This window comes from Aeromonas veronii (assembly GCA_041319085.1).
Taxonomy (GTDB): Bacteria; Pseudomonadota; Gammaproteobacteria; order Enterobacterales; family Aeromonadaceae; genus Aeromonas; species Aeromonas veronii_F.
Map to the genome: position 1 here is coordinate 1,488,034 of CP101033.1, position 13,454 is coordinate 1,501,487.

The 13,454-nt window shown below is 57.5% G+C and carries 9 protein-coding genes; 5 read left to right on the forward strand and 4 right to left on the reverse strand.

What is annotated here, in order from left to right:
• The first annotated feature begins 113 nt into the window (after nucleotides 1-113).
• Nucleotides 114-1,139 carry a succinylglutamate desuccinylase gene (gene astE / locus NMD14_07205; protein XEI34179.1) on the forward strand — a complete coding sequence of 342 codons (1,026 nt, stop codon included), beginning with the start codon at nucleotides 114-116 and terminating at the stop codon, nucleotides 1,137-1,139.
• Between the two features lie 144 nt (nucleotides 1,140-1,283).
• Here astE and suhB read toward each other — a convergent pair whose 3' ends face one another.
• A complete protein-coding gene (gene suhB / locus NMD14_07210; GenBank protein ID XEI34180.1) occupies nucleotides 1,284-2,087 on the reverse strand; it encodes an inositol-1-monophosphatase in 804 nt (267 codons plus the stop codon).
• 305 nt (nucleotides 2,088-2,392) lie between these two features.
• Between suhB and NMD14_07215 the strand changes: the two genes are divergently transcribed.
• Both NMD14_07215 and emrD read left to right on the forward strand, forming a co-directional pair.
• Nucleotides 2,393-3,055, forward strand: a complete 663-nt coding sequence (locus tag NMD14_07215; GenBank protein ID XEI34181.1) for a glutathione S-transferase N-terminal domain-containing protein — start codon at nucleotides 2,393-2,395, stop codon at nucleotides 3,053-3,055.
• Nucleotides 3,056-3,317: 262 nt separating this feature from the next.
• The gene (emrD, locus tag NMD14_07220) at nucleotides 3,318-4,514 is read left to right on the forward strand and encodes a multidrug efflux MFS transporter EmrD (protein ID XEI34182.1); all 1,197 of its coding nucleotides are present in this window, start codon (nucleotides 3,318-3,320) and stop codon (nucleotides 4,512-4,514) included.
• Nucleotides 4,515-4,550: 36 nt separating this feature from the next.
• Here the strand turns inward: emrD and NMD14_07225 are convergent, their stop codons facing one another.
• On the reverse strand, nucleotides 4,551-5,717 hold the full coding sequence (locus NMD14_07225; protein XEI34183.1) for a transposase: 1,167 nt from the start codon (nucleotides 5,715-5,717) through the stop codon (nucleotides 4,551-4,553).
• A 675-nt stretch (nucleotides 5,718-6,392) separates the two neighbouring features.
• On the opposite strand from NMD14_07225, the gene katG reads away from it, so the two are divergent.
• Entirely contained in the window at nucleotides 6,393-8,579 is a 2,187-nt protein-coding gene (gene katG / locus NMD14_07230) for a catalase/peroxidase HPI (protein XEI34184.1), read from the forward strand.
• A gap of 483 nt (nucleotides 8,580-9,062) precedes the next feature.
• On the opposite strand, the gene NMD14_07235 is transcribed toward katG, so the two are convergent.
• Nucleotides 9,063-10,298, reverse strand: coding sequence for a DUF3391 domain-containing protein (locus NMD14_07235; protein ID XEI34185.1), 1,236 nt, complete (start codon nucleotides 10,296-10,298; stop codon nucleotides 9,063-9,065).
• 251 nt (nucleotides 10,299-10,549) lie between these two features.
• Here NMD14_07235 and NMD14_07240 point away from each other — a divergent pair, with 251 nt between their 5' ends.
• Nucleotides 10,550-12,166 (forward strand): phosphoethanolamine--lipid A transferase, encoded by a 1,617-nt coding sequence (locus NMD14_07240; protein XEI34186.1) that lies wholly within the window; start codon nucleotides 10,550-10,552, stop codon nucleotides 12,164-12,166.
• A 71-nt stretch (nucleotides 12,167-12,237) separates the two neighbouring features.
• On the opposite strand, the gene NMD14_07245 is transcribed toward NMD14_07240, so the two are convergent.
• A complete protein-coding gene (locus NMD14_07245; GenBank protein XEI34187.1) occupies nucleotides 12,238-13,452 on the reverse strand; it encodes an ROK family transcriptional regulator in 1,215 nt (404 codons plus the stop codon).
• Nucleotides 13,453-13,454: the final 2 nt, after the last annotated feature.

Genomic DNA, 13,454 nt, shown 5'->3' on the forward strand with positions numbered 1-13,454 from the left:
ATTGTTATCACCATTGTGTTGTTAATGTTTGAATTTGTTTAAAAAACGATTTTAAGCCGCGATGCCTTGCGTATAATCCGGCCATAGTGTTCCAGAGCAAGAGGGTGAGACGGATGATTCCCCAGCACGATTTTTTGGCCTTGACCCGCAGCCATGAGTGGCAGCTTGAGCCCTTTGAATTTGCCCTGCCCGATGGTGCGCGGGTCAGCGTCTGGGATACCGGCGTGCTCTGCCTGGAGCCTGCAAGGGGGGCTGGCGATCAGCCCGGGGGATACAAGGATATCGTCCTTTCCTGCGGCATTCATGGTAACGAGACCGCTCCCATCGAGATCTGCAACCAGCTGCTGAGCCGTCTGCTCGCTGGCGAGCTGAGTGCCCGTCATCGGGTGCTGTTCCTGTTTGGCAATCCGGCGGCGATGAATCTGGGGCTGCGGGAGGTAGAGGAGAACATGAACCGACTCTTCTCTGGCGCACACAGCAAGGGGGAGGGGCTGTGCAATCGGGAGCGGATCCGCGCCATGCGCCTCGAGCAGTATGTGAGCCGCTTCTTTGCCGATCCGGCTCGTCCCCGCTACCACTACGACCTGCACACCGCCATTCGCGGCTCGCGTCACGAGAAGTTTGCCGTCTACCCCTTCCCCCATGAGCGGCCCCACTGCCGAGAGCAGGTGCAGTTCCTCGGCGCCTGCGGGGTGCGCACCATTCTGCTTTCTGCCAGCCCAACCACCACTTTCAGCTACTACAGCTCCCGCCAGCATGGCGCCCACGCCTTTACGGTGGAGTTGGGCAAGGTACGGCCATTTGGCGAGAACGATATGACTCGCTTTATCGAAACCCGGCAGGCACTGCAGGAGCTGGTCACCCAGGACGAGGTGGCGCTGGAGCCGTGGCGGGCGGACGATTTCACCCTGTTTGCCATCGTTCGGGTGATCACCAAAAAATCGGCGGACTTTCGCTTCCTGTTCGCCAGCGATGTGGACAACTTCACCGAATTTCCCCAAGGGTTCGTGCTGGCCGAGGATGGCGAGCTGCGCTACACGGTCGAGCAGCCGCGTGAGGCGGTGGTCTTCCCCAATGTCAACGTGGCGATTGGCCAGCGCACCGTGTTGCTGGTGGTGCCGACAAGGCTCTGGGAATAGCGCTTTGCCCGCAGAACGGCGAGGCGTCCGCAGGTGGCGCCAAGCCATTGTTTGAGTGGGGGCTCGGATACAGCGGTTAGCCGCAGGAATAAAAAAACCGGCTTGCGCCGGTTTTTTTATCTTGGTGAATACTGGGGAACTGGCTTATTTGGCCAGGGACTCCGGCAGCTCTTCACGGATCTTGCCGAGCATCTCTTTCAGGACGCGCGGGTTGGCAACCACGATGTTGCCGGAGTTTTCGTAGTTGTGACCACCAACGAAGTCGGTGACGATGGCGCCGGCTTCTTTGGCCAGCAGCTCACCGGCGGCAGTGTCCCACGGCTTGAGGCCGATTTCCCAGAAACCGTCGACGCGACCGGCAGCCACATAAGCCAGATCCAGCGCGGCAGAGCCAGAGCGACGGATGTCGGCACATTCGATGAACATGCTCTGGAACATCTTCAGGTAGGGCTCGATGTGGTGCTTTTGCTTGTAGGGGAAACCGGTGGCCAGTACGGTGCCAGCCAGCTCTTTGGCTTTGCCGACACGGATGCGGTAGCCGTTCAGCTGGGCGCCGTTACCACGGGTAGCCGTAAACAGCTCGTCACGAATGGGATCGTACACAACGGCTTGTTCGGTTTTGCCTTTCACACGCAGGGCGATGGAAACGGCAAAGTGCGGAATGCCTTTGACAAGGTTGGTCGTGCCATCCAGTGGGTCAATGATCCATTGGTAGTCCGGATTGGTACCGGCAATCTCACCAGACTCTTCAGCAACAATGCTGTGCTCCGGGTAAGATTTTTTGATGGTATGAATGATGGCCGCTTCGGCTTCACGGTCAACGTTGGTCACGAAGTCATTGCTGCCTTTCTGGATAGCCTCAATGTTCTCGGGCTGGGAGAAGGCTTTTACTACAACTTGACCGGCGTTGCGCGCAGCGCGCACGGCGATATTCAGCATCGGATGCATAGGTTCACCACTGGATGTTAAAGAACGGGGGATAAAAGGACGCGGTATGATACCAGTATTTGGTGCGATGGCAACGGTTATCCCCTACGACCGATGGATGACCGCTGTCAGCGCAAGCCGATCGCCATGCTCAACTAGCATTTATTATTGCCTGAGCGCACCAGCGGTGCATCCTGTGCTTTTTTGGCCAGTAGTGCGCCGCTTTTAATGGTCTGGAGCAAGCCACTTGATGCAAGATGAGGTGGCTATGGTGTTGTACCCGGTTAATACTGTGCAATCTGGCTATGACCAACAAGGAGTGAATCATGATCGATTTTTACACCGCCGCGACCCCCAATGGTTTCAAAGTGGCAATCGCCCTCGAAGAGCTGGGTTTGCCCTATCGGGTCATTCCCCTCGATTTGTCGGCGCTGGATCAGAAACAACCCGCGTTTCTCGCCATCAACCCCAATGGCCGCATTCCGGCTATCGTCGACCGGGATAACGACGATTTCGCCGTGTTCGAGTCGGGCGCCATCCTCATCTATCTGGCAGAGAAAGCCGGCAAGTTGCTGCCTGTCGATCCCAAACGCCGCTCTCAGGCCATCCAGTGGTTGATGTTCCAGATGGGGGGCGTGGGCCCCATGATGGGGCAGGCTAATGTCTTTTACCGCTACTTCCCGGAGAAGATCCCCGCCGCTATCGAGCGTTATCAGAAGGAGGGGCGCCGCCTGTTTGAGGTGCTCGACAGTCATCTTGCCCACCACGAATATCTGGCGGACGAGTACAGTATCGCCGACATTGCCACTTGGCCCTGGGTGCGCATTTATGACTGGAGTGGCATCTCCATCGAGGGATTGCCCCATCTGCAAGCCTGGATGGCCCGCATGGCCGAGAAGCCAGCCTGTCAGAAGGGGATCAACATACCGCCGCGCAAGGAGCAGCCTGATGAGCTGATCAAGCAGGCGCAGCAGATGGTAACGCGTTGATTTTTAACTACGGATGGGGCACCACGCCCCATAATATTAGAAAAACTAAGGCAAGCCGATTATAAAGATTCGTTCGTTTTTTGTGAGCTGAATCACTATGATGCCCCCATACCACCAAACGTCCTGTGCGGTGGTCTGGCGGGCTCCCCGCCTATTGTTTCCAACGCTGTTTTTGATTGCATCACAGCCTCTGTGATCGGATTCCTCTGGGCTATTTTGTGCCAGAGGGGCGGCCGCATTTTTTCGATTTTTTGGGACTGATATGGATAGGCACAGTTTTTATCCGTTGTTTTTATTGACCATTCTGATGGTTGCTGTGGGCCAGATGACCCAGACCCTTTATGTTCCCTCCATTCCCATGATGGCGGGGGACTTCAATGTGGCCTCGGGCCAGTTGCAGGCGGTGATGGCCTGTTACCTGATCCCCTATGGCCTCTCCCAGTTTGTCTACGGGCCGTTGTCGGATCGTATCGGCCGTCGCCCGGTGTTGATCGTCGGCATGATGGTGTTTCTGGTAGGCACCCTGACCATCCAGTTCATTCCGCACTTCACTGCTTTGCTGGTGGGCAGCTTTATTCAAGGGCTGGGGACCGGTGCCGGTGGCGCCATGAGCCGTACCGTGATGCGCGACCGCTACAACGGCGCCGAGCTCAACCGCGCCAACAGTCTGGTGAGCATGGGGGTGATCTTCTCCCCGCTGCTGGCGCCGGTGTTGGGTGGCTGGTTGACCGAGCTGTTCAACTGGCGCGCCGGTTACTGGTTCCTGTTTGGTTTTGGTGCCGTAGCAACTCTGGCAATCATGACCTGGTTTGCTGAAACCTTGCCAGCTGCAGCTCGTCAGCCGTTGCGGGTGGGGGCGGCCTATCGCCACGTGCTGGGCAACCCCAAGTTTCAGGGCAACCTGCTCTGCTTGATGGCGACTTTTGCCGGACTCGCAGTGTTTGAAGCGGCGGCCGGGGTGCTGCTGGGCGATGTGCTGAAACTGAGTGCCCGTACCGTGAGCGTGCTGTTCGTGCTGCCGTTGCCCGGCTATCTGTTCGGTGCCTGGCTCTCTGCCAAGCTGAGCTTTCGCCTGAGCCAGGGCAAGCTGATGCGTCTGGGGATCACCTTTCTGGCGCTCGGCTCCCTGATCATTCTGGTGCCGGGGTTGCTCGGGGTGGTGAGTGCTGCCTCGCTGGTCGGTGGTGCGGCGGTTTACTTCATTGGTAGCGGCATCCTCTACCCGACCGCCACGTCCTGTGCCATCGAGCCCTTCCCGGGTCAGGCGGGGACGGCCGGTGCCATTCTCGGCGGGATGCAGAATCTGGGGGCGGGCGTGGTGACCCTGCTGGCCGCCGGTTTCCCGATGACCGGTCAGGTGACCCTGGGGGCCATCATGACGCTGATGGTGCTGATCGTGGCGTTGAGCTTTGTCTGGCTGCGCCACCACGGTTCCCCCCACGAGCAGATGGCCATGTGACTGCTCCCCGCCGCAAGCGGCGAGGCTTCCCACTTCTTAGGCCGCGACCGTCAGATTGACGGATTTACGCTGGCCTCCATGGGCAGAAACGGCGAGCCCCGCCGCTTTTAATTCCAATATTCCTTGCTGTCGAATGTTCATGGCCGCGTTGATGTCGCGGTCATGCTCTGCCCCACACGCTGGACATACCCACTGTCGTTGGTGAAGTGGCATCTCCGGCATCTTGTGGCCGCACTCGCTACATGGTTTAGAGCTGGCAAACCACTGATCGAGTTTGATTAGGTGGCAGCCCACCGCTTGGGCTTTGTACTCCAGCCTCATGATAAAACCATGCCAGCCAGCATCGCCAATGGCGCGGGCCAGCTTGTGGTTTTTCATCATATTGGTTGTTTTAAGCGTCTCCACGATGATCGCTTGGTTATCGTCAACTATCGTGCGAGAGAGTTTGTGCTGAAAATCAGCGCGAGCATGGGCTACCCGCTCGTGCAGGGCGGCCAGCTGTAATTTGGCCTTACTACGATTGGCACTGCCTTTTGTCTTGCGAGACAGTGCTTTTTGCTTTCGCCGCAGATTGTGACTGGCGTTGATAAGATGGCGCGGGTTGGCCATCTTTTTGCCACTCGACGCAATGAGGTAGTGGGACAGCCCCATATCATAGCCTGTCACCTCTGTGATGAGGGAGGGCTTGGCGGGAGCCTCACGGCCATCATCGCAAAGGATGGAGGCATAGTATTTCCCTGTCGGGCCACGGCTGACCGTGATGCTGGAGACCACGCCGATAATATCTCGGTGAATGACAGCTCGGATGGGCGTCATCTTCGGTAACAGGATGGCATCGGTCAGCACTTTGCCATTGGGGTGGTAGCTCGATTGCCTGCCTCGCTTGCTCTTGAAGGTGGGCATCCTGGCCTTGAGCTTGGGGTTGAAAAAATTGGCGAATGCCTTATCCAGGTTGATCACCGCCTGCTGTAAGGCTTGTGAATCGTACTCTTTCAGCCAGCTGTATTTGCGCGATTTTTTTGCCACAGCGAGCAGGGGTTTCAAGTCGCGTTTGGGTTTCAGTGAAACCCCGTGGCGCTGGAACATGTGCCGCTGAATATGAAGGGCTTTGTTGTACGCGAACCGCACCGCGCCGAACTGGGCATTGAGGAATGCCGCTTGTTCGTCGGTGGGGTAAATACGTACTTTTGTGGCTCTTTTCATGATTAAAAACACAGTCTGTATATAAGTACAGTTATAGCGCGTGCCAGTGAAATCAACAACCGCTGCTGACGTGCGGCAGGCGCGACTATCGAGACACTGAAGACATAGGCGGGCTCGCAAACGCATCAGATTAGCTCCCCTTATATCCCCACCCGATTGGGCTAGGGTTTACGGGGCATCTGCTAAACGTGCTTGCCTGCTGCAAAACGAAACCCGCCTTTTGGCGGGTTTCGTCGTTATGGCCGCTGGCGGGTGGCCTGCGCGCCAGATCGAAAACGAGCCAGGCAGTGATCATTACCCGGCCGGTTGAGTGCGCACGGTACTCACTATGTTATTAAAGAGCTTTTTATCAAAAAGGTGAGGTAGGGCGACGCAACAACAAGCCATATCAGGCAGTATAGCAAGGTCATCTGCTTGTCCCGGAGATGGTTTGCGTGAGGGACATACGCTGCGAGTCATGTGACCCTGACATTTGGTTGGATTTGTCTGGGTCACTATCTTGTTCAAAATAAGCGGTGAATCGACTCACTCATGTGCATCTTAATCGTTTTATTAGATTGGATTGAGCTTTTTAATTTAATTTTTAAGGCATCTCTATGGGAGTAGGCTAGTCTCAACTGCGAAGCAAAGGATTTCGCCGTCATGATGACCACAATCACAATGAGGATCTGATAGATGGATAAACACGCTAGCGGGGCCGGTCAATGCCCCTTTGCCCATGGTGCCAATACTTCCGCCAGTCAGGAGCCGCAAGTTTGGTGGCCCAATGCCCTTAACCTCGACATTCTGCATCAGCATGACAGCAAGACCAATCCGATGGATGAGGCTTTCGATTATGCCGATGCCTTCAATAGCCTCGATTTCGCCGCTCTCAAAGCGGATCTGCACACGCTGATGACCGACAGCCAGCCCTGGTGGCCGGCCGACTGGGGCCACTACGGTGGCTTGATGATCCGCATGGCCTGGCACTCGGCAGGCAGCTACCGCGCCACCGACGGGCGTGGCGGTGCCAATACTGGAAACCAGCGTTTTGCTCCCCTCAACAGCTGGCCCGATAACGGCAACTTGGACAAGGCGCGCCGTCTGCTGTGGCCGATCAAGCAGAAGTACGGCAACAAGATCTCCTGGGCCGATCTGATGATCTTGGCCGGTAACGTCGCCTATGAATCCATGGGACTCAAGACCTTCGGTTTTGCCGGTGGTCGTGAAGATATTTGGCATCCGGAGAAGGATGTTTACTGGGGCTCCGAGAAGGCGTGGCTGGCACCGAGTGGCAGCGAAGGCACCCGTTACAGCGGAGAGCGGGATCTGGAAAACCCGCTGGCGGCGGTGATGATGGGCCTTATCTATGTTAATCCGGAAGGGGTGGATGGCAATCCTGATCCCCTGAAAACCGCTCAGGATATGCGCGTTACCTTCGCCCGTATGGGGATGAATGACGAAGAGACGGTGGCCCTGACCGCGGGTGGTCACACCGTCGGTAAGGCCCACGGTAACGGTAGCGCAGCCAAATTGGGGCCAGCCCCCGAGGGTGCGGATGTGCATGAGCAGGGGCTGGGCTGGATGAACCACGAGACGCGCAGTATCGGTCGCGATACGGTCACCAGTGGTATTGAAGGGGCCTGGACCAGTAATCCGACCCGCTGGGATAACGGCTACTTCAAGATGCTGCTCGGCCACGACTGGTGGCTCAAAAAGAGCCCGGCTGGTGCCTGGCAGTGGGAGCCGGTGGTCATCAAGGAGGAAGATCGCCCGGCAGATGTGGAAGATCCATCCATCCGCTGCAACCCCATCATGACCGATGCCGACATGGCGCTGCGCTTTGACCCGGCCTACCGGGTTATCTCCGAGCGTTTCGCGGCCGATCAGGATCTCTTCTCCGATGCGTTTGCACGCGCTTGGTTCAAGCTGACCCACAGAGACATGGGGCCGCGCAGCCGTTACCTTGGGGCCGAGGTGCCGAGCGAAGTGCTGGTATGGCAGGATCCGGTTCCGACTGTTGATTACACCCTCAGTGATGCCGAGATCGATGAGCTCAAGGGCAAGCTGCTGACCTGCGGTGTGGCACCTGCGGATCTTATCGTTACCGCATGGGATAGCGCTCGTACCTTCCGTGGCTCCGATTTCCGCGGTGGTGCCAACGGTGCCCGCATCCGCCTTGCGCCGATGAAGGATTGGGAAGGCAACGAGCCGGCTCGCCTCGAGCAGGTGCTCAATGCCCTGATCGCTCTGCAGGCTAGCTTGAGCAAGCCGGTCAGTATCGCCGACCTGATTGTGTTGGGCGGTAGCGCGGCTGTAGAGCAGGCCGCCAAGCGGGCCGGTATCGATATCACCGTGCCCTTTGCAGCGGGCCGTGGTGATGCCAGCGTCGAGCAGACCGATGTCGAGTCGTTTGCCTATCTGGAGCCGGTACATGATGGTTTCCGCAACTGGCAGAAGGGGCACTACCAGGTGCAACCGGAAGAGATGCTGCTCGATCGCGCCCAACTACTGGGGTTGACCGCGCGTGAGATGACGGTGCTGGTGGGCGGTATGCGGGTGCTGGGCACCAACCATGGCGGCTTGGCCCACGGAGTCTTCACCGACCGGGTCGGGGTACTCAGCAACGACTTCTTCGTCAATCTGACCGATATGGCCTATAGCTGGCAGCCCACCGGCCGCAACAGCTACCAGATCGTGGATCGCCAGAGTGGCGCGGTGAAGTGGACCGCGACCCGGGTTGATCTGGTGTTTGGCTCCAACTCGGTGCTGCGTGCCTATGCTGAGGTTTATGCCCAGCACGATGGCAAAGAGAAGTTCGTACGTGACTTCGTCAAGGCCTGGGTCAAGGTGATGAACAACGATCGCTTCGACCTGAAGTAAGCCGTCATAAAGCAGCAACGCCAGCCATCAGGCTGGCGTTTTTTTGGTCAAAACCGGGGGGGGCTGCGGTGTGTCCTCTCGCTGCTGCGCTGACGCTCATCTGTTACAGCAAAAAGAGCTCCCGCTGCATAAAAAACGCTCCTCATCAGCCTGCCTGAAAAAAAGCCAGCCCGTGAAGACGTGTGATCAGGATCTTGTTCTGTTGGCTCATATGGGCGTAACGGGCCGTCAGTTTGCCAGAGTAAGTGGATAAAACCATATTAAATCAGCACGTTAAATTGATATTTGTGTAAGCGGCAACGGGTTGATATTGATGGATGGAGCATGAATGTATCCGCTGGATACGCCACACGGAGGTGGCATGCTCCGCCCGGCCCCTTGGCTGGGCGTTTTTTATACATGGCCAGATGGCAACTTTTTAATGGGGGTTCGAGTAATTATTCCGGTTTGTCCAATGAGTTATCCCCAGAATCTGGGGATAACTCAGAATGCAAAGTAGTAGCAGAAGCGGCGGGTCAGGTTGAAGAACTGCCGCTGTCCTTCATCCAGCTCTTCCTGTTTGAGAAAGGAGGAGATGGTACGCTCATCTTCCCGCAGGTCGATCATCGGCACTGCTTCCGGCCGCTGGGCCTTGATATAGGGCAGGATCTTCGGTTTGAGCGGCATGGTGGGCTCGGTAGAGAGCACCAGCGCGATGTTATCGTCGGAGAGTTTCACCAGGGATCCCGGCGGATAGACCCCCAGCACCTTGACCAGCAACTTGACCAGATTCTGGTCGAACTTCTTCTGGGATAACTTGTAGAGCTGGCTGATAGCCTGACTCGGTGCGGCCGGGTTACCGCTATTGCGGGGATGGAGCAGCTCGTCGTAGAAGTCGACCAGCCCGATCAGCCGGGCCAGCGGCGGGATTTCCCCACCCTTGATCCCGAGCGGAAAACCGCTGCCGTCGAGTCGCTCATGGTGCAGATGAGCGACCTGACGAATTTTCGGCTCAAAGGCATTAAGCTGGGTCAGCATCTCCAGCCCGTATTGCGGGTGCATGTTGAGAAAATTTTGTTCGGCCTTGCTGAGATCCCCGCGTTTTTGGGTGATCTGACTCGGGATTTTCAGCTCGCCGATGTCGTGGATCAGTCCCGCAAGCCCGGCCTCCTCCAGCTCGATGGGGTTCATCCCCAGCTCGCGCGCCATCAGCATGGCGATAAAGGCAACGTTGAGGCTGTGCTGCAGCAGGATATCGGTGTGGGGGCTGCGGATTAGGTGCAGCCCAAGGGGGCCTTCGTGTTGACTGATAGTGAAGGCGGCATTGCGGACGATCTGGGCGGTGTTGGCTAGCCCCTCATCCGGTTTGAGGTTGAGCGCCCCGAGCGCGTCGCGCAGCTCGCTCATGGATTGGCCAAAGGCCTTGTCAGCGGCGCGCATGGAGCGGCGAAAGGCCTTTTCGTCAAAGGAGGGCGGGCCCGAGGCAATCGGCTCTTCCAACGCGTCAAGGTCGGGCCCTGCATCCGGGATATCTCCGCGCAGCAGCGGCTCGATGGGCAGATCGCTCTTGTCGGGGTCGACCATCAGCAAGGTGAGATCAAGATGGCGGAGAATGTCGAGTTGTTGCTGATCCTTGATCTTGAAGGTATTGAACATAAAAGGGTGGCTAGTCCATCCGGTGGGGAGATGGATATAGTGGCCTATTCTCAACTGCTCTATCGAGGCTTGGATCAGTGCCATCGGTGAACCTGCATTTCGTGAATGCCTACTCAACAAGCTAGCAAAATCCGATGGATAGACAACTAAAAATCCATTTTGAGGGAGCGGCTTACCCCGTGCTGTGATGGGGCGCACGAGCACTGCCCTCTTCCCTGTGGGCCTGTCTTAATTCTGTCTTAATTCACGCTTAAGTTTTGTTTCCTACTCTGGCCGGGTTCTTTCTGTGGCTTGACCGGCCTCCTGCGTAGCAGGCCGGTATGTAGGAGTTGTTTATGCAAGTGACCCTCGGTGTGCTTAAGACCAATTTTCTGCTGGTGCTTTTTTTTGCGCTAGTGCTGAACTGGCCGATCTTGTTACATTTCTACACCGCGCTCAGTGGCTTGTCGCATGTGAAAGCTGGCTTTGCTATCTCGATCCCGTTGGTGCTTATCGCGGCGCTCAATGCCGTGTTTATTCCCTTCACGTTCCGGTTTGTGCTCAAGCCCTTTTTTACCGTGCTGATCCTGAGCGGCTCCATCGTCAGCTACGCCATGCTCAAGTACGGCGTCATCTTTGATGCCGGTATGATGCAGAACATCGTGGAAACCAATAGTGGTGAAGCAGAGGCCTATTTGAATGGCTCGGTTGCGATCTGGTTTCTGCTGACCGGGCTGCTGCCCACCCTGGTGCTCTGGTCACTACGGATCCACTATCCGGCTCACTGGTATCAGGGGCTGGCGTTGCGGGCCGGTGCACTGGCCCTTTCCTTGCTGTTTATTGGGGGCGTCGCGGCACTTTATTATCAGGATTACGCCTCGGTCGGCCGCAATAACAAGTCGCTGGCCAAGGAGATTGTGCCCGCCAACTATGTGCACGGCCTCTACAAATATGGGCGGGATGTGCTGTTTGCCACCCCGATCCCCTACCAGCACCTGGGGACCGATGCCAGGGTGGTAGCCCGGGGAAGCAAGCCGACCCTGATGTTCCTAGTGGTGGGGGAGACGGCGCGCAGCCAGAACTACTCCCTTAACGGGTATAGCAAGGCGACCAACAGCTTCACTGCCAAAGAGCAGGGGGTGGTGTCGTTCAAGGATGTGCGATCCTGCGGTACGGCCACTGCCGTGTCGGTGCCCTGCATGTTCTCCAACCTCACGCGCCGTGGCTACGATGATAAGCTCGCCAGCTCCCGTGACGGCCTGCTCGATGTGCTGCAACATGCCGGGGTATCAGTGCTGTGGAAAGAGAACGATGGCGGCTGCAAAGGGGTGTGCCGCAATGTGCCGACCATCGAGATCCCCCCCAAATCCTATCCGGCGCTCTGTCAGGGGGAGTCTTGCTATGACGAGGTGCTGCTGGAGGGGCTGGATCAGCAGATTGCCGGGATGAAGGGCAACAAGCTGGTGGCTTTTCACCTGATGGGCAGTCATGGCCCGACCTATTTCCGTCGTTACCCTGCCAGCGAGCGCGCCTTTATGCCGGACTGCCCGCGCAGCGACATCGAAAACTGCAGCAATGAAGAGCTGGTCAACACCTATGACAACACCATCCGCTACACCGACAAGGTGGTGGGGCAGCTCATTGCCAAACTCAAGACCCTGGAGAGCCAATACAACGTGGGGCTGGTCTATCTCTCCGATCACGGCGAATCTCTCGGGGCCATGGGACTCTATCTGCATGGTACGCCCTACAAGTTTGCGCCGGATGATCAGACCCGGGTGCCGCTGCTGACCTGGTTCTCGCCCCAGTTGCAGGCCGATCGGCAGCTGGATATGAGCTGTCTGGCGGCGGAGGCGAGCAGCCAGCGTTTCTCCCACGACAACCTGTTTCACTCCATGCTGGGGATCATGGATGTGCAGACAAGTGTCTACGACAACAAGCTGGATCTGTTCAAGCCGTGTCGGGCGGGCTAAACCGCCAGCAATCACACAATAGAAAACGGCAGCCAGTGGCTGCCGTTTTGTTATCTCTCAATGTAAGTGACTTACTTCTGCTCCATGATGATCTGCAGCAGATCTCCTTCCAGCAGGGCCCGCTTCACCAGTGCGAAACCGCCGACGGTGGGCTGATTCTGGAAGCGCGCCTTCATGATGGGCAGGCCGCGATGGAAGCTCGGCAGAGACTGGTGCTCCACGCAGCGGCGAATGGCCGGGAACAGGATCTCTTCGGCGGCGGTGATTTCGCCGGCGATCAGTACCTTCTGCGGGTTGAACAGGTTGACCGTGATGGCCACCGCCCGTCCCAGATGCTCACCCACGTTCTCGATGACGCTGCGGGCCAGTTCATCGCCTGCCAACGCCGCCTTGCACACCTCCTGAATGGTGATGTGCTTCTCCTGCAGCGCGCTCTGGTGGCCGCGGCTGATGAGCTCCTTCACCTTGTCGACGATGGCTTCGTTGGAGGCGATGGTCTCGAGGCAGCCGAAGTTGCCACAGTGACAGCGCTTGCCGAGCGGCTCGACCTGAATATGGCCGATCTCGCCGACGTTGCGGTTCTGACCGAGGAACACCTGACCCTTGGTGATGATCCCGGAGCCCGTCCCTTGGTGGACACTCACCAAAATGGAGTCCATGCAGTCGCGGGACTCGCCGAAGAAGTGTTCGGCCAGCGCCAGCGAGCGGGTGTCGTTACCCACGTAGCAGGGGAGGTTAAAGTGGTTTTCCAACAGCTTCGCCAGCCCCAGATTACGGATCTGGTACTTAGGGGTATAGATGACCATACCGGATTCCGGGTTGACCAGGCCCGGCATGGTCAGCGCGATGCTGATCAGGTTACGGCTGCGTTCGCGGTTGGCATCGATAAAGGCGCCAATCTCCCGCAGCAGCATGTCGACCACGGGTTGCTGGTCGATCTCGGTCACCTGAGTGACGTGCTGGTCGAGCTCCTTGCCATCGAGATCATAGAGACTCAGTTGCAGGTAGCCACGGCCCAGCTTGGCAGAGACAAACTGAAAGCGTTGTTTGATGGTGGTCAACGAGATGGCGCGCCGCCCGCCGGTAGAGGCTTGCGGTGAGGTCTCCTTGATCAGGCCATGCTCGATCAGTTGCCGGGTTATCTTGGTCACGCTGGCTGGGGCCAGCTGACTCAACTCGGCAATCTTGACCCGGGAGATGGGGCCTTGCAGGTCAATGAGCCGATATACGGCTGCACTGTTCACCTGCTTGATAAGATCTACGTTTGCTATTTGTCCGCCAGTCATGA